The following is a 19,957-nucleotide window of genomic DNA, read 5'->3' as shown; positions in this document are numbered from 1 at the left end:
GGCCGATGAGTCAGCGGGTGGCGCCGAGGACGGCCCAGTGGGAGCCGCGCCATCGGATCACGATGAACACCAGCCTGATCAGCATGAACAGCGCCAGGCCGAACCAGACGCCGGCCAGGCCTCGGTCCAGCGCGTAGGCCATCCAGATCGCCGGTAGGAAGCCGAACAGGGCCGCCGCCAGCGTCATCGTGCGCAGGAACCCCACGTCCCCCGCGCCGATCAGCACGCCGTCCAGCGCGTAGACCACGCCCGCGAACGGCAGCATGCCGACGAACCACGGCCAGACGATCGCCGCCTGTTCCAGCACCGCCGGGTCGCCCGTGAACCAGCCCGGCACCGCGTCCGCGCCCGCCGCCGCCAGCGCGGCGAAGGCCAGCCCCGCAACCGCGCCGACCGAGGTCACCCGGCGGGCGACCGCGCGCGCCGAGGACTCGTCGCCCGCGCCCAGCGCCGCGCCGACCAGCGACTGCGCCGCGATCGCCACGGCGTCCAGCGCCAGCGCGCAGAAGAACCAGAGCTGGAGGCCGATCTGGTGGGCGCCGACCGCCGCGACCCCGAAGCGGGCCGCCACCGCCGTCGCCGACAGCCAGCAGGCCTGGAACGCCGCGCCGCGGATCAGCAGGTCCCGGCCCAGCACCAGCTGGCGCACGATGATCGCCGGGCTGGGCCGCAGCGGCGCCCGCTCCCGGAACAGGGCCCACAGGAAGAGACCGCCGGAGAGCGACTGCGCCGCCACGTTCGCGACCGCCGAGCCGGTCAGCCCCCACCCGGCGGTGTAGACGAGCAGCGGACAGAGGGCCGCGGAGAGCACGTTCGCGCCGAGCACGAAGACCAGCGGGCGCCGGGTGTCCTGCACCCCGCGCATCCAGCCGTTGCCGGCCGCCGCCAGCAGCAGGCCCGGCGCACCGAGGACGGCGATGCGCAGCCAGCCGGCGGCGGCCGCCGCGGTCTCCGGATCACCGGCCAGCGCCCGGGCGAGCGGGTCCGCGAAGAGTTGTGCGAGCAGCACCAGCAGCGCCCCGGTGGCCAGGGCCAGCCAGGAGGCCTGCACGCCCTCGGCGACGGCGGAGGTCCGGTCTCCCGCGCCGAAGCGGCGGGCGGCCCGGCCGGTCGTGCCGTACGCCATCAGCGTGCCGAACCAGACGGCGACCGACATCACGGTGCCGCCGACGGCGACGGCGGCCAGCGGTACGCGGCCGAGGTGGCCGACCACGGCCGTGTCGACCAGCACGTACAGCGGCTCGGCGGCCAGTACGACCAGGGCCGGCAGGGCGAGAGCGGCGATCCGTCGCGTCAGCGTGCGCTCGTCAACAGCGGCGGGCGGGCTCATGACTCCACATGATGCCCGCCGAGCCGTAAGGAGCGCAATGCGCTCGGAGACTTACCTACTGACGCGTGTCCATGGACGTCTGCAGCGCGCGGCGGGCCTGCTCGCGGGCGTCGTCGGACGGCTGAGGCTTGGGCTTGGCAGCCATGATCGTGGTCCTTCCACGGCGGGACGGGTGCACGGCACCCATTGATCGATCGAGCGGGGCATCGCGAGAGGCCGGCCCGGGATCACCGGACGGGAACGGGGCGACGCGCCCGGGAGGGTGGGCCCGGGGTGGCTCGAGGCAGCTGCGGCGTGCGGTGGTAGCGCCCGTGCAGAAACCAAATCACCGTTCAATCAAACTATCGTTCAGTCCCGCTTGATGCGATAAGCATCCCGCCGTACGGGACACGAAAGAATGACAAAAGGCCGGCCTGCGGGCCGGCCCTTGACGAGAAACATGACTAAATGAGATGATTGTCCAGTTTGTCGCTTACGGCGATGACGATGTCGCCCGGCGCGCCGTGGCCGGTGAAACCCGCCGCCAGCCGATGCCCGCCGCCGCCCAGCGCGACCGCGACGGCACTCACGTCGACCGCGCCCTTGCTGCGCATCGACACGGCCCACACGCCGTCGGACTGCTGCTTGACCACGATGGACACGTCCACCTCGGCCACGCACCGGACCGGGTCGATGAGGGCGTCCAGCACGTACGGCCGCTGGTCGTGCCGCTCGAGGTCCTCGAGCGTCGCGTAGGTCCACACCATGCCGTGCCCGGCCGCCGCCGCGGGATCGAGCTGCGCACGGCTCAACACATCGGCGAAGAGCTTCATGGCGCCGAACGGCCGGCTGTCGAAGATCCGCCGGGAGATCTCCCCCGGCCGCAGCCCGGTCGCGATCAGCCGGGCGGCCATCTCGTGCACCTGCGGCGTGGTCATGTCGAAGCGGAACGAGCCGGTGTCGGTCGCCAGCGCGACGTAGAGACACTCCGCGATCTCCACGTCCAGCGGCACGTCGAGGCGCTCGAGCAGCTCCTCGACGACCACGGAGGTGGCGGCCGCGGTGGGGTCGACCAGGTTGACCGAGCCGAAACCCGTGTTCGAGGCGTGGTGGTCGAGCACGACCGTCGCCCGCGCGGCCGGCAGCCGGTCGACGAGCGCGCCGAGCCGGGACTCGGCGGCCACGTCGAAGACCAGCACCAGGTCGGGCGCCGGCCAGGCCCGCGCCTCCGGCACCAGCAGGTCGAGGCCGGGCAGCGCGGTGAACGGCTCCGGAATCTCGAACTCACCGGGGAACGTCGCCTGCACCTGCGCGGCGCCCAGCCGGCGCAGCCCCAGCGCGAAGCCGAGCATGCTGCCCAGCGCGTCGCCGTCCGGGTTGACGTGGCAGATCAGCAGCACCCGCCCGGCCGGCGCCAGCTCGCGGATCGTCGAGACGGCCGCCGACCAGTCGGCGGCGGCGGGCTTGGCCGGGGCGGCGACCGCCTCGGTCACCCCTGATCCTCGCGGGCGCCGACCCGCTCGTCGGCCTCCTCCACGTCCTCTTCCTCGACCTTGTACGGGTCCGGGTCGCCGGCGTACTGCTTACCGGCGGCGAGCCGCTGTACCTCCTCGTCGCGGTGCCGGGCCGCGGCCAGCAGATCGTCGATCTCCTTTGCGTGGTCCAGGACGTTGTCCAGCACGAAGGTCAGGCTCGGCGAGTGCCGCAGGCCGAGAGCGTGGCCGACCCGGGAGCGGAGCATGCCCTTGGCGCTCTCCAGCGCCGCCGCGGTGGCGGCCTGCTCGGTCTGGTCGCCGAGCACGGTGTAGTACACGTGCGCGTCACGGAGGTCTCCCGTGATCCGGGCGTCGGTGATCGTCACCATGCCGAGCCGGGGATCCTTGATCTCTCGCACCAGCGATGCCACCAGCTCGCGGATTCGCTCCGCGTGCCGACGCGTCTTGGCCGGATCCGACATATCGCCCACCTCCGACAACTTTCCCTGCGGGTGAACCACCCCGCCCAACGCCTGAAGCCTACCCATGACGACCGCACGCCGAACGTCCCGGCCGTCCGTCACCGCCCCGCCCCACCAGCGCGGATCAGTCCTCGTCGCCGTGTAGCCGTCGCCTCACGGAGAGCAGTTCGATCTCCGGGCGCCCGGCGACCTGGTTCTCACAGGTGTCGATCACCGCATGCGCCTGGTGCGCCTCGGCGGCGACGACGGCCACCCCGATCTGGGCGCGTCCGTGCAGGTCGTGCGCGCCGACCTCGGCGACGCTGACCTCGTATCGGCGCAGCATCGCGATGATCGGACGAAGGTAGGAACGCTTCTGCTTGAGCGAGCGGGAGTCGCCGGGCAGGAGCAGGTCAAAGAGCGCGGATTCGATATACATCAGCGAGCAGGGTACGCCCGTCGCCGGTGAAGATCAGCCGGATTTCCGGGCCACCACGACGTCGCGCTCGATGCCCTGATCGACACGGTGGCTCAGCTCCTCGTGCGCGACGAGTTCGAGGCCGTTGGCGAGCAGGATGTCCTCGGCGAGCTCCCGCTTCGCCACCTTGGTGTTCCAGGACAGCCCGATGGCGCCGCCGGGACGCAGCAGCGCCAGCCACTGCGGCACGGCCCGCTCCAGCAGGTCGAGCGGCCGGCGGGACATGCCGCCCTCGTCGTCGTAGCTGCCGTGCGCGACGCCGTACGGCAGGTCCGCGACCAGCACGTCGACGGTGTTGGCCCGGATCAGGCCGTCCAGCGCCGTGGTGTCCGCGTTGAGCACCGTCAGCCGCTGCACCACGCCGGCCTTGTGATCCTCCTTGCTCGCCGCCATCGTGATCTCGAGGCGGCGGGCGGCGCGGCGGCCCTGGCGGCGGACCGGCACCAGCTCGGCGGTGTGCTTGAGGCGCTTGCGCTTGAGCCAGGTCTGCAGGAACAGCTTGTACGCCTCGACGTCCTTGCCGTCGATCTCCACGCCGATGGCGTCGTAGCCGTACATGAGGGCCTGGTTGAGCGTGGTGCCGCGGCCCGCCAGCGGATCACCCACGACGAGGTGGCCGTCGAGCATCCGCGACGCGGAGGCGGAGGCCAGCAGCGTGAGGTTGAGCAGCAGCTTGGTGAACTGCTCGTTGGTCTTGCCGGCGTACTTCGGAATGGTGATCAGGTCGCTGTCGTAGCGGGCCAGCGGCGTGAGCTCGACCGGGCGCAACAGGTCGTCACCGACCCGCTCGAAGAGGGCGTAGGCCGCCGACATGTTCGACAGGTAGGCGACGTCGCGCGGCAGCAGGTCGGCGTCGAAGGTCAGGTACTCCACCCCGCCGATCGCCTCGGCGTCGACGTCCGTGACGTCCCCCGACAGCACCGGCCGGAACGCGGCCAGCTCGGCCCGGGAGAGGCGGCCGGCCTGGTCGGCGTACACACGGTTGGCGGAGGGCGCGAGCAGCATGGCATAGCGAGACATTCCAGTAGTAAAGACAACGGCCCCCGGCGCCGAAGCGCCGGGGGCCGTCAGCCGGGGTTTGTTACGCCCGCGGCTTCTCACGCATCTCGAAGGTCTCGATCACGTCGCCGGCCTGCGGCGAACCGAAACCGGTCAGGGTCAGACCACACTCGAAGCCCTCGCGGACCTCGGTGGCGTCGTCCTTGAACCGCTTCAGCGAGCTGATCGTGACGTTGTCCGCCACCACGGTGCCCTCGCGCAGGATGCGCGCCTTGGCGTTGCGGCGGATGAGACCGGAGCGGACCAGACAGCCGGCGATGAGACCGATCTTGGACGAACGGAACACCTCGCGGATCTCCGCGGTGCCCAGCTCGACCTCCTCGAACTCCGGCTTGAGCAGGCCCTTGAGCGCCGCCTCGATCTCCTCGATGGCCTGGTAGATCACGCTGTAATAGCGGATCTCCACGCCGGCGCGGTCGGCCATCTCCTTGACCTTGTTGCTGGCCCGGACATTGAAGCCGATGATCGTTGCGGTCTGGTCCGAGGAGGCAGACGCCAGGTTGACGTCGCTCTCGGTGATCGCACCGACGCCGCGGTGGATGACCTTGAGCTGCACCTCGTCCGGGATCTCGATCTTGAACAGCGCGTCCTCGAGCGCCTCGACCGAACCCGATCCGTCGCCCTTGAGCACCAGGGTGAGCGACGTCTTGTCGCCCTCCTTGAGCTGCTCCAGGATCGTCTCGAGCGTGGCCTTGCCCTTGGAGTTCGCGAAGCTCGCCGCGCGACGGCGAGCCTGCCGCTGCTCGGCGATCTGCCGGACCGTGCGGTCGTCCTCGGCGGCCAGGAACGTGTCGCCGGCGCCGGGCACCGACGTCAGACCCAGGACGAGCACCGGCCGGGCCGGACCCGCCTCGGTGACCTGCTGACCGTTCTCGTCGAGCATGGCCCGGACGCGACCGTGCGCGCCACCCGCCACGATCGAGTCGCCGGCCCGCAGCGTGCCCCTCTGCACCAGGACGGTCGCGACAGCACCGCGGCCCTTGTCGAGGTGTGCTTCCACCGCGACACCCTGCGCCGGCCCGTCGATCGGAGCGGTGAGCTCCAGCGACGCGTCGGCGGTCAGCAGGACGGCCTCGAGTAGGTCGTCGATGCCGATGCCGGGCTTGGCGGCCACGTTCACGAACATCGTGTCGCCGCCGTACTCCTCGGCGAGCAGGCCGTAGTCCGTCAACTGCTGGCGGACCTTGTCCGGGTTGGCGTCCGGCTTGTCGATCTTGTTGACCGCGACCACGATCGGCACGTCGGCCGCCTTGGCGTGGTTGAGCGCCTCGACCGTCTGCGGCATGACGCCGTCGTCGGCCGCGACCACCAGGATCACGATGTCCGTCACCTGGGCACCACGGGCACGCATGGCGGTGAACGCCTCGTGGCCCGGAGTGTCGATGAAGGTGATGGCCCGGTCCTCGCCCTGATGCGGGACGACGACCTGGTAGGCACCGATGTGCTGGGTGATGCCACCCGCCTCGCCGGCGACCACGTTGGTCTTGCGGATCGCGTCGAGCAGCTTCGTCTTACCGTGGTCGACGTGACCCATGACGGTCACGACCGGCGGACGGGTGACGAGGCGGTCCTCGGCGATCTCGGCGTCGAGGTCGATGTTGAACCGCGACAGGAGCTCGCGGTCCTCGTCCTCGGGGCTGACGATCTGCACGTCGAAGCCCAGGTGCTCGGCGAGCAGCAGCAGCGTGTCGTCGGAGCACGACTGCGTCGCCGTCACCATCTCGCCCAGGTTGAACATCTCCTGGACCAGCGAACCCGGGTTGGCGTTGATCTTGTCGGCGAAGTCGGAGAGCGACGCACCACGCGACAGCCGGACCTCCTGGCCCTGGCCGCGGGGCGCACCCGACGACATCTGCGGAGCCGACAGGTTGTCGAACTCCTGACGCCGCTGCTTCTTCGACTTGCGGCCACGCGTCGGCCGGCCACCGGGACGCCCGAAGGCACCCGCCGCACCGCCGCCGCGACCGCGACCGCCACCACCCGGACGACCGGGAGCACCGGCACCGACCGGGCCGCCGCCGCCGGGACGGAAACCGCCACCGGCACCGCCGCCACCGCCGCCGGGACCGCCGCGGTAGCCACCGCCACCGCCGCCACCACCGGGACCGCCGCGGTAACCGCCACCGCCGGCGCCACCTGCGCCACCGGGACGGAAGCCGCCACCTGCGCCGCCGCCGGGACCGCCACGACCGCCACCGGGACCGCCGGGACGACCTGCGCCGCCGCCGGGACCGCCACGACCGCCGCCGGGACCGGCGGGGCGCTGTGCGGGCATGGACGCGGGGCTGGGACGCGGCGGCATCGAGGCAGGGCTCGGCCGCGGCGGCATGCCGGCCTGGTTGGGCCGGGGCATCGCCGACGGGGTCGGCCGCTGGGCGCCGCCGGAGACGCCGAACGGGTTGTTACCGGGACTGCGGGCCGGCGGGCGCGGCGCGCCACCCGGGCCGGGTCGGCCGGTAGTGGGCGCGCCCGGGGCTCCGGGACGCGTAGCCGCAGGCGAACCGGGACGCGGCGGAACCGTGCCCGGGCCCGGGGGCCGCGGACGGGAGGCCCCGTCGGCCGGGGGCTGCTGCGCCCGGCGCTCGGTGTCGCGCTGGCGGGCGGCCTGTGCCGCCTTGACGGCGGCCTCCTGCTCGGCCTTCAGCGCCGAGGCGCGCGCCTCGGCGGCCGCCACCTCGATGTCGTGGGCACTCGCCGGCTTGGCGACCGGACCGGGCGTGGGGCCCGGACGGCCGGGAACCGGCGGCTTGGGCCGGACCATCGAGCCGGGTGACGGCGCCGGGGACGTGGGCGCGCTGGTGGGCGCTCCCTCGGCCGGGGCGGCGGGCCGGCGCGGCGGCTGCGGCCGCGCGGTCGATGGAGTGGCCCGGGGGGTGCTGGGCGCGCTCGGGGCGCTCGGCGCGGCAGCGGCGGGTGCCGCCGGAGCGCCACCGCCCTGTGCGTCGAGGGCACCACGAAGTCGCCGGGCCACCGGGGCCTCGACCGTGCTGGATGCGGATTTGACGAACTCGCCCATCTCTTTGAGCTTGGCGAGAACGGTCTTGCTGTCGACCCCGAGCTCTTTGGCGAGCTCGTGAACGCGGGCCTTGCCTGGCACTGCACTCCTCACTTCGAGGTCGTGCGAGCAGCGCCCGCCGACCTCACTCGTGCACTAGAAGCCTGGTCATTTCAGGGACTTCATCGTGTGCTCATCTGGGTCGTCCTACCTTGCTGGACATGGATGGGGCACTTACCGCTCCATCATCGGTTGTTCCACGCGGCACGGAGACCGCGCGGATGTGCTCGGCAAGCAATCCGGTGTCAGCAACACCGGTGAGTCGCAGCGCGCGCCCGAAGGCACGACGCCGCTCCGCCTGCGCGAAACAGGCCGGATCAGGATGCAGATGCGCTCCCCGACCCGGCAGTCGACGGCCCGGATCGGGCTGAAGCCGGAGGTCACCCTCCGCTCCGACCGCGACGAACCGCAGTAAATCGGAGGCCGGCACGCGTGAGCGACACCCAACACAGGTTCGTGTCGGACCGGCCACCCGAAAGTCTACCCCCCGTACCGGACGCTCGCGTATCCGGTCAGCTTCCGGTCTCTGCGGCATCGCGCTCCACGGCCGGGTCCGGCTCGTTGTCCGGGCGGATGTCGATGCGCCAGCCGGTCAGCCGGGCGGCCAGCCGGGCGTTCTGCCCTTCCCGCCCGATCGCCAGGGAGAGCTGGAAGTCCGGCACGGTCACCCGGGCGGTCCGGGTGGCCGCGTCGACCACCTCCACCCGCAGCGCCTTGGCCGGCGAGAGCGCGTTTCCGACGAAATGCGCCGGGTTCTCCGAGTAGTCGATGATATCGATCTTCTCGCCGTGCAGCTCGCTCATGACGGCCCGGACGCGCTGGCCCATCGGGCCGATGCAGGCGCCCTTGGCATTGACGCCGGTCACCCGCGAGTGCACCGCGATTTTCGTACGGTGACCTGCCTCACGCGCGATCGCGGCGATCTCCACCGTGCCGTCGGCGATCTCCGGCACCTCGAGGGCGAAGAGCTTCTTCACCAGCGCCGGGTGGGTCCGCGACAGGGTGATCTGCGGGCCGCGGAAACCCTTCGCGACGTGCACCACGACGCAGCGGATCCGGGAACCGTGCTCGTAGGTCTCCCCCGGCACCTGCTCGGCCTGCGGCAGGACCGCCTCGAGCTTGCCCAGGTCGACGATGACGATGCCCTTCTCGGCGCGCGCCGCGTCGGCCTGCACGATGCCGGTGACCAGGTCACCGTCGCGGCCCGCGTACTCGCCGAAGTGCACCTCGTCGGTGGCCTCGCGCAGCCGCTGCAGGATGACCTGCTTGGCGGTCATCGCGGCGATGCGGCCGAAGTCGTGCGGTGTGTCGTCCCACTCGCGCACGATCGTGCCGTCGGCGTCCAGTTCCTGGGCGAAGACCTGGGCGGCACCGTTCTTACGGTCGATCTCCACCCGGGCGTGGCTCTCGGCCCCGTCCGTGTGCCGGTACGCGGTCAGCAGCGCTGTCTCGATCGCCGCGAGGATCGTCTCGAACGGGATCTCCCGCTCGCGCTCCAGGGCGCGCAGCGCCGCGAGGTCGATGTTCATCTCCCCTCGCCCTCCCCATTCTCGTCGTCGTCTTCATCTTCATCTTCGTCAACGGGCTCGTCGTCGTCCGGCTCTTCCTCGTCCGGGAAGACGGCCTCGTCCAGCCGCTTGAACTCGATCTGGACCTTGCCGGGCCCGAGGTCCGCGTACGGGACCTCACTGCTGCTGCCGTCGACGTCCAGCACGATGCCGTTCTCGTCGGCGGAGGTCACGCGGCCGGTCAGCGACCGGCCCGCGACGGTGACCGTCACCAGCCGGCTCACGTTGCGCCGCCAGTGCCGGGGCTGGGTCAGCGGCCGGTCCACGCCGGGCGAGCCGACCTCCAGCTGGTATTCGCCCGCCAGCACCTCGCCGCCGGTCTCCTCGGCCGTGTCGAGGGCCTGGGAGATCTCCCGGGACACCACGGCGACGTCGTCCAGGCTGATGCCGCCGTCGGCGTCGACCAGCACCCGGACCACGTGCCGCCGGCCCGCGCGGGACAGGCTTACGTCCTCGAGGTCGAAACCCGCGGCGACGACGACCGGCTCGATCACCGCGCGCACCCGGGACCTCGCGGCCACCAGGTCGATGCGGGGAGCGGCGGGGGCTCGGGTCTCTGCGACGGCATCGCGGCTGCGGCCGCCACTGCGGCGGTTGGCCGGCCGGGCACCGCCGCGATCACGCTGCGTCATCGGGCCCAACCCTTCTGCTCGAATGCGGCGGGCGGAGAGGGCTCCGCACGCCGAACGCCGGGAACACCGGGATGCCACCGGGGCGAAATCCCCGGCGGCTGACGCAGAGCGTAACGCGCCGCTGGCGCGGCCCGGCCGCCGCCGCTCCGAATCCGCGCCATGCGCAGGTCAGCGGCGTCCGCGCCGGGGCATGGCCACGATGGTGTTGACTTACCGCGTGAAAAGACGTCAGCTGATCCGCCTGGCGGCCGGCACGGCGCTGAGCGCGACGGCGCTGGCGGGCTGTGGGCTCCTCGACGACGACCCGGAGCCCGTCCCGCCGCCGGACGCGCTGCAGCCGGTGCTGGACGAGGCATTGCAGCTCGCAGCGGCGTACGACCGGGCGGTGCTGGCCGAGCCCGGGCTCGCGAAGCGGCTCCAGCCGCTGGCCGAGGACCACCGGGCACACGCGGCCGAGCTGGCCCGGGTGATCGGGGTGACGCTGCCCTCGGGCGCGCCCGCGTCGAGCGCGCCGGTGGCGGGCGGCGACGCGGCCGACTCGGTGGCGACCCTGCGCAAGGCCGAGCTGGCGGCGCTGAAGACGGCGTCCGCGGCCTGCCGCACCGCACCGGCCGCCCGCGCCGGTCTCGCCGGCTCGATCGCCGCCGCCCGCGCCACCCACGCGGAGGCCCTGCGATGAGCGCGGAACTGTCGGCCGCGCTGGCCGCGGAGGAGGCGGCCATCTACGCGTACGGGATCCTCGGTGTGCAGTTGACCGGCGAGGGTGACCTGGCCGAGGCCCGCGCGGCCGAGGCGGCCCACCGGGCTCGGCGGGACGCGCTGGTCAGCCGCCTCTCCGCGTTGCAGGCGAGCGCCGCGCCCGCGCCCGCCGGCTACGACCTGCCGTTCGAGGTCACCGACCGGGCCGGCGCGCTGAAGCTGGCCATCCAGGTCGAGGACGGCGTCGCGCAGGCCTGGCGGGCGGTGCTGCCGGCCAGCGAGGGCGCCGACCGGGCGACCGCGCTGAACGCACTGATCGACGCGGCCGTCCGCGCGACCCGGTGGCGACGCCTCGGCGAGGTCACCCCCGCGACGATGGCCTGGCCGGGAAGAGCCTGAGGAGCTTTCACACTTCGGGTTCTTGCCCGAGAATGACGCAGGTGTCGCAGGACGAGTACGACCTGGCCAACCCCCGCTGGCACCTGGCCACCCGGCTCCGTGACGTGATCCTGCGCCGCTGGTCGGCCGAGGTGCGGGCCATCGGCGTGCATGGCTCGATGGCGCACGGCGACGACTCCGACAGCAGCGACCTCAACCTGCACGTCGTCACGTACCGGCCGAACGCCGGGCCGCGCGCCGCCCTGCGCCGGGTCGACGGCATCCTGGTCGATCTCAGCGTCGGCACCGCCGACGAGGGCCTGCGCCGGGCCACGGAGCTGACCCCGCGCTGGCCGCTGGAGGCGGACCGTTACCTGACCACCCGCGACCTGTTCGACCCGCGCGGCTGGTTCGGCGCCCAGCGCGACGCACACCTGGGCAAGCTCGCCGAGACCCGCCCGGGTGAATTCTCCGGGCTCGCCCGGCGCAACTGGTGCGTGGCCTCGGCCGCGCACGCCCGGGCGGTCCGGCTGGCCGAGTGGTACGAGACCGACGCCGCCCTGATCCTGCTGGCCGAGGCGCGGCTGCACGCCGCCATGGTCAGCGGCCTGCTCAGCCGCACGTACTTCCGCAACCGCGCCGACGCGGTCAAGCGCACCGGCCTCGCCGGGGCGGACGCGACCGAGCTGGCCGCCGTCCTGCACGCGCAGGCGGAGGACCTGACCGCCCGGGGCCGCCCGGTCGACGGCCCGCTGGGCGCCCTCTTCGAGTAACGCACGGGAGATCCGCGCCAGCGCGTGTCCTAGGCGATGCCGACGCCGATCAGCGCGCCGACCACATAGGTCGCGCCGGCCGCCGCGGCACCGAGCGTCAGCTGCCACAGGCCGCCGCGCCACCAGGCGCGGCCGGTGAACCGAGCGAACAGGACGCCGGCCCCGAACAGGCCGGCGCCGCCGACCAGCAGAGCGGCGGGCAGGCTGTCGAAGCCCAGCAGGTACGGGAGCAGCGGAACCCCGGCCCCGATCGCGAAGCACACGAAGGATGACGCCGCGGCCGTCAACGGGCTCGGCAGCTCGTCCGGTACGACACCGAGCTCCTCCTGCGCGTGCACCCGCAGCGCCTGCTCCGGATTCGCCTTCAGCACGTCGGCCACCTGGCGCGCGAGCGGCTCGGGCAGGCCCCGGGCGGTCCACAAGCCGACCAGTTCGTCGGCCTCACCCTCCGGGTCGACCCGCAGCTCGTGCAGCTCCTTGTCCAGCTCGGCCGCGACCTGGTCGTTCTGGGTGCGGACGCTTGTGTACTCGCCGATGCCCATGGAGATCGCGCCGGCCACCAGGCCGGCCACGCCGGTGAGGACAAGGGTCTGCCGGCCGACGCCGCCCCCGCCGACGCCGGCGATCAGGGCGATGTTGGTGACCAGGCCGTCCATCGCGCCGAAGGTGGCCGCCCGCAGCCACCCGCCGGAGACGTCATTGTGGTGCTCCGTCGCCGTCACGGGAGGGTCAGAATCTCGTAACCCTCCTCGGTCACCACGAGCGTGTGCTCGAACTGCGCCGTCCACTTGCGGTCCTTGGTGACGACCGTCCAGCCGTCGTCCCAGGTCTCGTAATCGTGGGTGCCGAGGGTGATCATCGGCTCGATGGTGAAGGTCATGCCGGGCTCCATCGCCACGTCGAGCCGCGGGTTGTCGTAGTGCGGGATGTAGAGCCCGCTGTGGAACGTCTCGCCGATGCCGTGTCCGGTGAAGTCGCGGACCACGCCGTAGCCGAAGCGGCGCGCGTAGGCCTCGATGACCCGGCCGATCGCGTTGATCTGCCGCCCGGGTGCCACCGCCCGGATGCCGCGCATCATCGCCTCGTGGGTCCGCTCGACCAGCAGCCGCGCCTCCTCGCTGACGTCGCCGACGCAGAAGGTCGCGTCGGTGTCGCCGTGCACCCCGCCGATGTACGCCGTCACGTCGACGTTGACGATGTCGCCGTCCTCGAGCACCGTCGTGTCCGGGATGCCGTGGCAGATGACCTCGTTGAGCGAGGTGCAGCACGACTTGGGGAACCCCTTGTAGCCCAGCGTCGACGGATACGCACCGTGGTCGCAGAGGAACTCGTGGACCACCCGGTCGATCTCGTCGGTCGTCACGCCCGGCTTGCAGTGCTCCCCGGCGAGCTGGGTGGCCTGCGCGGCGATCCGCCCGGCGACGCGCATCCGCTCGATGGTCTCGGGGGTCTGCACGTGCGAGCCGCGCCACTCCTTCGGACGCTTCTTCCCGACGTATTCAGGGCGGGTGATCTGCGGTGGCACCGCCCGCCACGGCGACTGCTTTCCCGGCACGAGAGGGGCACGAACGGTCATCGGCCCAGCTTATCGCCGCCCGCCTGCGGCACCCCTGCGGTGTGACGGTAGATAACAGCTCGGTTGACCCTGATGACCGGTTGTTGCCGCCCCTGGGCCGCTGTGTAATCGTGTCAGCGTGGATCAAGACAGCGCCGAGACGATCTTCTCGGCCAGCACCTCGACGGACGGCGACCGTGCCACCGTCGTGGTCAGCGGCGAGGTCGACATGTCCACGGCCGACTCCATGTTCGCGGCGGCGACCGGCGAGGGTACCGGCGGCGTCACCCTGGACCTGCGCGCGGTCACCTTCTTCGACTCCGCCGCCATCCACGCGCTGATCAGGCTCGCGGAGCGCTATCCGGGCACCCTCGAGGTGATCCCGTCGCCACAGGTGCACCGGGTGCTCGACATCTCCGGCCTGGCCGGCCAGCCCTGGCTCCGCCGGCGCGGCTGAGCCGGCCCGTCAGGACCGGCTGATCGGCCGCCGCAGGGTCACGGCCGTGCCGGTCTCCGAGCGGTCCACCGACAGCTGCGACAGCGCGCCGATGAGCGCCAGCCCGCGCCCGCGGAAGCCGGCCGAGGTCGCCGGCCGCCAGGTGCCGGTGTCCCGTACGGTCGCCGTCACCGCGTCGTCGCCGACCGACACCTCCACTGTGATCACCGGCTCGGCGGGCTCGATCGGGTGCTCGATCGCGTTCGCCGCCGCCTCCGATACGGCCACCGTCAGATCGAAGACGTCGTTCTCGGGAACGCCGTTCGCCGCCAGGAAGTCCTCGAGCCGGCGCCGCAGCACGCGCAGCCGGGTCGGGTCGGCGGGCAGCCGCAGCGCGAACTCGCGCGGCTCGGTGGCCTGCAGCGCGAGCAGCGCGATGTCGTCGCGGCGGGTCTGCTGCGCGGCACGGGCGAGCAGGCCGTCGAGCAGGTCCTCGACGTGCTCGGTCGGCTTGGCGAGGTCGGTACGCAGCTCGGCGAGGCCCGCGTCGATGCCCCTGCGCCGGTCCTCGATCAGGCCGTCGGTGTAGAGCAGCAGCCGCTGCCCGGGCGCCAGCTCCGCCTCGCGGGTGGGGTAGCTGACGTCGCGGAGCGCCCCGATCGGCGGCCCGAGGGCCTTCGCGTACAGCAGCTCGCCCTCCTCGCCGGGCAAGGCCACCATCGGCGACGGGTGCCCGGCCGAGGAGTAGTGCAGCCGCCGGGTACGCGGGTCGAAGCGGACACAGACGACGGTCGCGAACTGGCGCCCGCCGAGGTTGTCCACCAGCCGGTTGAGCCGGCTCAGCGACTCGCCGCAGTCGAAACCCTCCAGGATGTACGCCCGCAGCGCGTTCCGGAGCTGGCCCATGCCGGCCGCGGCCTGCACGCCCTTGCCGACCACGTCCCCGATCACCAGGAAGAGCTGCTCGTCCGGGGCCAGGAAGACGTCGTACCAGTCGCCGCCGACCTCGGCCTCGGTGCTGCCGGGCAGATAGCGGCTCGCCACGATGGCCCCGGGCACCCGCGGCAGCGTGTGCGGCAGGAGGCTGTGCTGCAGCGTGCTGGCGATGCGGTGCTCCGCCTCGTAGAGCCGGGCGTTCTCCAGCCGCAGGCCGATGAGCCGGGCGAGCTGGGTCAGCAGCACCGGCTCGGGCGGGCCGTCCGCACCGGACCAGACGCTCAGCTCGCCGAGCGTCGCACCGGACGTGTCCGGCAGCGGCAGGACGGCGTCCGCGGCGTCCGCGGCGGCGGCACCGCCGTCCACCTCGGCCCGGGCGCCCGGCGTGGTGACCACCACGCGGCCCGCCGAGGTCATCGCCCGCACATGCCGGGCGGCGACGTCGAGCACCTCGGCGGTGGTGCGGACCGTGTTGACGGCCGCGGCCGCGTCGACCAGGCCGCGCAGCCGGCTGATGATCTGCCTGCGGGCCTGGCCCAGCTCGAGGTTGGCCCGGACCCGGGCGGTCAAGTCACGCACCGAGAACGGCTTGACCAGATAGTCGTCCGCGCCCGCCGAGAGCCCTTCCACCGAGGACTCCTCACCGGCCCGGGCGGAGAGCACCACGATCGGCACGTCCCGGGTGCGCTCGTTGGCCCGCAGCGCCTTGATCAGGGCGAAGCCGTCCAGCCGCGGCATCATCACGTCCGTCAGGACCAGGTCGAAGTGCTCCGTCCGGGCCCGCTCCAGCGCGTCGACGCCGTCGACCGCGGCAGTGACGTCCCAGTGCGGCCGGAGCAGCCGGGCGACGTGATCGCGCAGATCGGCGTTGTCGTCCACGAGCAGCACCCGCCCCCGCCGGGCGTCCTGTACCCCGCCCGGGTCGGCCTGCGCGGGCGCGGACTCGTCCAGCCACCAGTGCGCCTCCTCGACGTAGAGGCGGGCCTGCTCGTCCGGTACGGCCGTCGAGCCGTCGCCGATGACCCGGTCGGCGGGCAGGTGCGCCGTCCCGAGCGGGATCTCGACGGTGAAAGTGCTGCCGACGCCCGGCTCGCTCCGCGCGGTCGCCGTGCCGCCGTGCAGCTCCGCCAGCTCGCGGACCAGGGCCAGCCCGATGCCCGTGCCCTCGTGGCTGCGGGACCAGGCGCCGGTGACCCGGTGGAAGCGGTCGAAGAGCAGGCGCTGCTCGGCGGCGGAGACGCCGACGCCGGTGTCGCTGACCTCGAGCACTGCGGAACCCGCGCGCTCGGCTATGCCGATCGTGATGCCGCCGGCGGGGGTGAACTTCACCGCGTTGGAGAGCAGATTGAAGACGATCTTCTCCCACATCTCGCGGTCGACGTACACCGGCGCGGGCAGCGGCGGGCAGTCGACGTCGAAACTCAGCCCCGCCCGCTCGGCCGCGGACCGGAACGTGCTGGCCAGCCGGGCGGTGTAGTCGGCAAGATCGGTGGGCCGGTACGCGGCGCTGAGCCGGCCGGACTCCAGCCGGGAGAAGTCGAGCACGGTGTTGACCAGCTTGAGCAGCCGCATGCCGTTGCGCTGCATCGGCAGCAGCCGCTCCCGCTGGTCGTCGCTGAGCCCGGAGCCGCCGAGCAGTTCCTCGAGCGGGCCGAGGATCAGCGTCAGCGGGGTGCGGAACTCGTGGCTCACGTTCGAGAAGAAGTTCGTCTTCGCCGAGTCCAGGGCGGCCAGCTCGGCGGCCCGCCGGCGTTCCTGCTCGTAGGCGCGCAGGTTGGCCACCGCGCGGGAGATCTGTGCGGTGGCCAGGTCGAGGAAGTCGCGGTAACCGCGGTCCAGCGCCAGGAACCGGCTGACCCCGACGACCAGCACCCCGACGTCGCTGGTGCCGGCGCCGACCGGCAGCACGAGCGCCTCGGCCGCGGCGGCCGCGGGCGGCGGGTCGGCCGCGTCGGCGACCGGCAGGGTGCCCGGCCGGTGTGAGCGCATGACCTCGTCGACGACCGTGTGCGCGGCGGAACCGATCGGCCAGCAGGCGGACGGCGGCACGCCGCAGACCCCGGCCAGGGCCAGCTCGCCGCCGCCGTCGGGATCATCGAGGTAGAGGGCGGCGAACGGCACGTCCGCGTCGTTCTCGCCGAGGACCTGCGCGACCTGGGTGCCCAGCGCGGCCTGATCGGGCGAGTCGGCCAGGCGGGAGCCCAGGGCGCTGAGCGTACGCACGCGGCGGTCGGCCAGGACCCGTCGCGTGGTGTCGCTGACGATGCAGAAGACGCCGCCGACGCTTCCGTCGCGGAGCCGGATCGGGTCGTAGGAGACGTCGAAGTACGTCTCCTCGAGGAAGCCGTAGCGCTCGAGCATGAACAGGTGGTCGGCCGCGTAGAACGCCTCGTCGCGGGCCACCACGTCGTGGAAGAGCTCCTGCAGAAGCGACCAGGTCTCGGCCCACATCTCCCGGCCCGGGCGGGCCAGGTGGCCGGGGTGCTTGCTGCCCATGGTCGGCAGGTAGGCATCGTTGTAGAGCGCGCAGTGCTCCGGGCCCCAGAAGAGGATGATCTGCGCCCTGGAGGCGAGCATCGTGCAGACGGCGTCGGCCAGCTCCGGCGCCCAGCCGGCCGGCTCGCCGAGCGGTGTCGACGCCCAGTCCAGCTCGTGCATGCGGCGGCCCATCTCGCCACCGCGCTCGAACGCCGTCCGCAGCCGCTCCGGCACGGCGCCGTCCGCGCTCGCCCGCATGCGTCCTCCCGCGGATGGTTCGGCCGTCAAGTTCTGGCACGGTAACACCCGGCCGTCGGCGCTTTCAGCGGTAGCCGGGCCGTGGCTAGCGTTGCGCCGTGATGTCTTCCGTGCTTGATCTCGCTCTGACCGAATCGTCGTTGCGTCCGCTGCCCGGGCCGGCGGCCGAACTGCTGCGCGAGCTGAACGCGCCGCCGCGGCTCGGCGCGCACCTGCGGATCGTGCACGACGTGGCGTGGTCGCTCACGGACACCCTGGGACGCCGCCGGCCGGACCTGGAATTCGACACCACCGCCGTGCTGTTCGGCGCCGCGACGCACGACATCGGCAAGATCATCCACGTCGGGGAGCTCTCCGCTCCGGGGCACGCGCACGAGGAGGCGGGCCGGGACCTGCTCCTGCGGTACGGCGTGCCGGCGCACCTCGCGCGGTTCGCGGGCAGCCACGCCTCCTGGGACGACCCGCACGTCACGCTCGACGATCTGCTGGTCAGCCTCGCGGACAAGGTATGGCGCGCGGCCCGGGTGGAGGAGCTCGAAAGGCTGGTGTGCGCCCTGCTGGGCGGGGCGCCGTGGGAGGCGTTCCTGGAGCTGGACGACGTGCTCCGGCAGCTCGCGGCGGGCGCGGACGCCCGCCTCGCGTTCCAGGCGTCGTACCCGATACTCCCCTGACCCGGCTGGTCCCGGGCCGGCTCAGGCCGCGATCGCGGTCGCGCCCAGCCCCGACCGGCCGGCCGCGGCATCGACCAGGGCCGCGAAGACGCGCAGGTCACCGGTGCGCTCGGGGTGCCACTGCACGCCCAGGGCGAAGTACCGGTCGCGGTCCTCGATGATCTCCACGACCCGGTCCTCCGGGCACCATCCGGCCACGGTGAAGCCGCCCGGGTCGTCGATCGCCTGGTGGTGGAACGAGTTCACGGTCAGCCTCGGCCCGAGCAGCGCCCGGGCGACGGAACCGGACTTGAGCACCACGTCGTGGCGCCCGAAGTCGGAGGAGTCGGCGGCGAGCGGGTCGGTGCCCGGCGCGGCCCGGTGCCGCTCGTGGCCGATCAGGTCGGGCAGGTGCTGGTGCAGGGAGCCGCCGGTGGCCACGGCCATCACCTGCAGGCCGCGGCAGACGCCGAGCACGGGAAGATCCGCTTCGAGGGCGGCGCGCATGAGCATCAGCTCGGAGGTGTCCCGGACCGGGTCGGACTCGGTGGCGGGGTGCGGTTCGGCGCCCCAGTTGGCCGGATCGACGTCGCCGCCGCCGGCGAAGACGATGCCGTCCAGCGACTCGAGCACGTCCGTGCCGGGATCGTCAGGCGTGATCAGTACCGCGCGGCCGCCGGTTGCGTGCACCGCTTTGACGTAAGACATCGGCAGCATGCCGACCAGCTGGTCGTTGGTGCCGTACCTGACCTGCTGGGCGTACGCGGTCAATCCGATCAATGGCCTGCGCATACTCCTGCGATCCTCCTTCGCCTGCAAAACCTGCGTATCGGCGGCCGCCCGGCGTTCCTTAGCCTCCTGCGGCGGCCACCAGGGCGCCGAACAGCCTTTTGTCCCGTATCACCTCCGGGTGCCACTGCACGCCGAGCACGAAGCTCCGCGACGGATCCTCGACCGCCTCCGGCACGCCGTCCTCGGCCCGGCCGGTGATCGTCAGCGAGCCCGGATCGTCGACACCCTGATGGTGGAAGCAGTGCACCCGGTTGTCCTCGCCCATCAGGCCGGCGATCCGGCTGCCCTCGGCGAACCGGGCCTCGTGCATCCCGTAGACGCCCGGCGCGGGGCGGTGGCGCTCGTGCCCGAGCAGGTCCGGCAGGTGCTGGTGCAGCGTGCCGCCCGCGGCGACGGTCAGTAGCTGCATGCCACGGCAGACGCCGAGGATGGGCAGGTCACGGGCGAGCGCGGCGCGGGCGAGCAGCATCTCGGCGGCGTCCCGCTCCGGCCGGACGACGGTCCGGGGCGCCGGTTCGGCGCCGTAGAGCTCGGGACCGAGGTCGGCGCCGCCGCTGAGTACGAGTCCGTCGAGCAGGCGCAGCACGTCGGCGTCGAGGTCGTCGGGCGGGATCAGGACGGCCCGGCCGCCGGCCTGGGTCACGGCGGCGACGTAGTCGTGCGGCACCAGCGTGGTGGGCAGCTCGTGCCACACCCCCCAGGTGGCAGGCTCCACATAGGTGGTGATGCCGATGACAGGTCGCATCTTTCCTACGGTATCCAGGTCCGGTTACGGATCAGGTCGCCCGAGCGGATGATCCGGACGCCGAACCGGACGCAATTCCGCAACGCCCGGATCCGGGTGCGCGGCGCCCGCTCTGGAAGCCGAACGCCGCGCCCGGACCCTCGGACCGCCCGTGCAGCGATTGCAGCGTGCATGAGCGGAGATGCGGCCCCTTCGCCCGGCGCGAGCCGGGCGTACAGGG

19 protein-coding genes are annotated in these 19,957 nt (G+C 72.7%); 5 read left to right on the top strand and 14 right to left on the bottom strand.

Translation table 11 applies throughout. The features are described from left to right. Positions 1-10: 10 nt before the first annotated feature. From AB0B58_RS03940 to rimP, 9 genes are all read right to left on the bottom strand, one after another. A complete protein-coding gene (locus AB0B58_RS03940) occupies positions 11-1,330 on the bottom strand; it encodes an MATE family efflux transporter (protein ID WP_360217014.1) in 1,320 nt (439 codons plus the stop codon). Positions 1,331-1,773: 443 nt separating this feature from the next. Continuing rightward, the gene (locus AB0B58_RS03935) at positions 1,774-2,802 is read right to left on the bottom strand and encodes a bifunctional oligoribonuclease/PAP phosphatase NrnA (RefSeq protein WP_360217011.1); all 1,029 of its coding nucleotides are present in this window, start codon (positions 2,800-2,802) and stop codon (positions 1,774-1,776) included. After that, complete coding sequence (rbfA, locus tag AB0B58_RS03930) at positions 2,799-3,266, bottom strand: 30S ribosome-binding factor RbfA (protein WP_360217008.1); 468 nt, start codon at positions 3,264-3,266, stop codon at positions 2,799-2,801. Before rbfA ends, AB0B58_RS03935 begins: the two co-directional genes overlap by 4 nt. A 124-nt stretch (positions 3,267-3,390) precedes the next feature. Beyond that, the gene (locus AB0B58_RS03925; protein ID WP_360217005.1) at positions 3,391-3,684 is read right to left on the bottom strand and encodes a DUF503 domain-containing protein; all 294 of its coding nucleotides are present in this window, start codon (positions 3,682-3,684) and stop codon (positions 3,391-3,393) included. A gap of 33 nt (positions 3,685-3,717) precedes the next feature. Further along, on the bottom strand, positions 3,718-4,743 hold the full coding sequence (locus AB0B58_RS03920) for an SAM-dependent methyltransferase (RefSeq protein ID WP_360217002.1): 1,026 nt from the start codon (positions 4,741-4,743) through the stop codon (positions 3,718-3,720). 61 nt (positions 4,744-4,804) lie between these two features. Further along, the gene (infB, locus tag AB0B58_RS03915; RefSeq protein ID WP_360216999.1) at positions 4,805-7,879 is read right to left on the bottom strand and encodes a translation initiation factor IF-2; all 3,075 of its coding nucleotides are present in this window, start codon (positions 7,877-7,879) and stop codon (positions 4,805-4,807) included. A gap of 91 nt (positions 7,880-7,970) precedes the next feature. Continuing rightward, positions 7,971-8,372, bottom strand: coding sequence for a YlxR family protein (locus AB0B58_RS03910; protein WP_360216996.1), 402 nt, complete (start codon positions 8,370-8,372; stop codon positions 7,971-7,973). Then, positions 8,350-9,366 carry a transcription termination factor NusA gene (nusA, locus tag AB0B58_RS03905; protein ID WP_360216993.1) on the bottom strand — a complete coding sequence of 339 codons (1,017 nt, stop codon included), beginning with the start codon at positions 9,364-9,366 and terminating at the stop codon, positions 8,350-8,352. Before nusA ends, AB0B58_RS03910 begins: the two co-directional genes overlap by 23 nt. Further along, positions 9,363-10,037: a ribosome maturation factor RimP gene (gene rimP / locus AB0B58_RS03900; RefSeq protein ID WP_360216990.1), complete on the bottom strand. Its 675-nt coding sequence runs from the start codon at positions 10,035-10,037 to the stop codon at positions 9,363-9,365. The genes nusA and rimP overlap by 4 nt, the downstream gene beginning before the upstream one ends. Before the next feature lie 217 nt (positions 10,038-10,254). Here rimP and AB0B58_RS03895 point away from each other — a divergent pair, with 217 nt between their 5' ends. Genes AB0B58_RS03895 through AB0B58_RS03885 form a run of 3 tightly spaced genes read left to right on the top strand, consistent with a single transcriptional unit; the run spans position 10,255 to position 11,887 of the window. Next, complete coding sequence (locus AB0B58_RS03895) at positions 10,255-10,716, top strand: hypothetical protein (protein WP_360216987.1); 462 nt, start codon at positions 10,255-10,257, stop codon at positions 10,714-10,716. Beyond that, complete coding sequence (locus AB0B58_RS03890) at positions 10,713-11,135, top strand: DUF4439 domain-containing protein (RefSeq protein WP_360216984.1); 423 nt, start codon at positions 10,713-10,715, stop codon at positions 11,133-11,135. Before AB0B58_RS03895 ends, AB0B58_RS03890 begins: the two co-directional genes overlap by 4 nt. A gap of 41 nt (positions 11,136-11,176) precedes the next feature. Beyond that, positions 11,177-11,887 (top strand): nucleotidyltransferase domain-containing protein, encoded by a 711-nt coding sequence (locus AB0B58_RS03885; protein ID WP_360216981.1) that lies wholly within the window; start codon positions 11,177-11,179, stop codon positions 11,885-11,887. A 29-nt stretch (positions 11,888-11,916) separates the two neighbouring features. Here the strand turns inward: AB0B58_RS03885 and AB0B58_RS03880 are convergent, their stop codons facing one another. Together AB0B58_RS03880 and map are read right to left on the bottom strand one after the other, a co-directional pair. Continuing rightward, positions 11,917-12,609 carry a VIT1/CCC1 transporter family protein gene (locus tag AB0B58_RS03880; RefSeq protein WP_360216978.1) on the bottom strand — a complete coding sequence of 231 codons (693 nt, stop codon included), beginning with the start codon at positions 12,607-12,609 and terminating at the stop codon, positions 11,917-11,919. Then, on the bottom strand, positions 12,606-13,463 hold the full coding sequence (gene map, locus AB0B58_RS03875; protein ID WP_360216974.1) for a type I methionyl aminopeptidase: 858 nt from the start codon (positions 13,461-13,463) through the stop codon (positions 12,606-12,608). The genes AB0B58_RS03880 and map overlap by 4 nt, the downstream gene beginning before the upstream one ends. 118 nt (positions 13,464-13,581) lie before the next feature. Between map and AB0B58_RS03870 the strand changes: the two genes are divergently transcribed. Further along, the gene (locus AB0B58_RS03870; RefSeq protein ID WP_360216971.1) at positions 13,582-13,899 is read left to right on the top strand and encodes an STAS domain-containing protein; all 318 of its coding nucleotides are present in this window, start codon (positions 13,582-13,584) and stop codon (positions 13,897-13,899) included. A gap of 9 nt (positions 13,900-13,908) precedes the next feature. Here the strand turns inward: AB0B58_RS03870 and AB0B58_RS03865 are convergent, their stop codons facing one another. Then, the gene (locus tag AB0B58_RS03865) at positions 13,909-17,550 is read right to left on the bottom strand and encodes a SpoIIE family protein phosphatase (RefSeq protein ID WP_360216968.1); all 3,642 of its coding nucleotides are present in this window, start codon (positions 17,548-17,550) and stop codon (positions 13,909-13,911) included. Positions 17,551-17,651: 101 nt separating this feature from the next. Between AB0B58_RS03865 and AB0B58_RS03860 the strand changes: the two genes are divergently transcribed. Further along, positions 17,652-18,221: an HD domain-containing protein gene (locus AB0B58_RS03860; RefSeq protein ID WP_360217485.1), complete on the top strand. Its 570-nt coding sequence runs from the start codon at positions 17,652-17,654 to the stop codon at positions 18,219-18,221. A 21-nt stretch (positions 18,222-18,242) separates the two neighbouring features. On the opposite strand, the gene AB0B58_RS03855 is transcribed toward AB0B58_RS03860, so the two are convergent. Both AB0B58_RS03855 and AB0B58_RS03850 read right to left on the bottom strand, forming a co-directional pair. Next, positions 18,243-18,992 carry a gamma-glutamyl-gamma-aminobutyrate hydrolase family protein gene (locus tag AB0B58_RS03855; RefSeq protein ID WP_360216965.1) on the bottom strand — a complete coding sequence of 250 codons (750 nt, stop codon included), beginning with the start codon at positions 18,990-18,992 and terminating at the stop codon, positions 18,243-18,245. Positions 18,993-19,050: 58 nt separating this feature from the next. After that, entirely contained in the window at positions 19,051-19,737 is a 687-nt protein-coding gene (locus AB0B58_RS03850) for a gamma-glutamyl-gamma-aminobutyrate hydrolase family protein (RefSeq protein WP_360216960.1), read from the bottom strand. Positions 19,738-19,957 lie beyond the last annotated feature (220 nt).

It is taken from the genome of Actinoplanes sp. NPDC049118, from assembly GCF_040648555.1.
Classification (GTDB): Bacteria; Actinomycetota; Actinomycetes; order Mycobacteriales; family Micromonosporaceae; genus Actinoplanes.
The sequence above is the reverse complement of the archived record's forward strand: the minus strand, read 5'-3'. Positions and strand labels throughout refer to the sequence as shown.

Coding starts and splice junctions, on each gene's coding strand:
- AB0B58_RS03940 (WP_360217014.1), bottom strand. CDS start 1,330: ATGAGCCCGCCCGCCGCTGTTGACGAGCGCACGCTGACGCGACGGATC.
- rbfA (WP_360217008.1), bottom strand. CDS start 3,266: ATGTCGGATCCGGCCAAGACGCGTCGGCACGCGGAGCGAATCCGCGAG.
- AB0B58_RS03925 (WP_360217005.1), bottom strand. CDS start 3,684: ATGTATATCGAATCCGCGCTCTTTGACCTGCTCCTGCCCGGCGACTCC.
- AB0B58_RS03920 (WP_360217002.1), bottom strand. CDS start 4,743: ATGTCTCGCTATGCCATGCTGCTCGCGCCCTCCGCCAACCGTGTGTAC.
- AB0B58_RS03910 (WP_360216996.1), bottom strand. CDS start 8,372: ATGCCGCAGAGACCGGAAGCTGACCGGATACGCGAGCGTCCGGTACGG.
- nusA (WP_360216993.1), bottom strand. CDS start 9,366: ATGAACATCGACCTCGCGGCGCTGCGCGCCCTGGAGCGCGAGCGGGAG.
- rimP (WP_360216990.1), bottom strand. CDS start 10,037: ATGACGCAGCGTGATCGCGGCGGTGCCCGGCCGGCCAACCGCCGCAGT.
- AB0B58_RS03890 (WP_360216984.1), top strand. CDS start 10,713: ATGAGCGCGGAACTGTCGGCCGCGCTGGCCGCGGAGGAGGCGGCCATC.
- map (WP_360216974.1), bottom strand. CDS start 13,463: ATGACCGTTCGTGCCCCTCTCGTGCCGGGAAAGCAGTCGCCGTGGCGG.
- AB0B58_RS03865 (WP_360216968.1), bottom strand. CDS start 17,550: ATGCGGGCGAGCGCGGACGGCGCCGTGCCGGAGCGGCTGCGGACGGCG.
- AB0B58_RS03860 (WP_360217485.1), top strand. CDS start 17,652: ATGTCTTCCGTGCTTGATCTCGCTCTGACCGAATCGTCGTTGCGTCCG.
- AB0B58_RS03855 (WP_360216965.1), bottom strand. CDS start 18,992: ATGCGCAGGCCATTGATCGGATTGACCGCGTACGCCCAGCAGGTCAGG.
- AB0B58_RS03850 (WP_360216960.1), bottom strand. CDS start 19,737: ATGCGACCTGTCATCGGCATCACCACCTATGTGGAGCCTGCCACCTGG.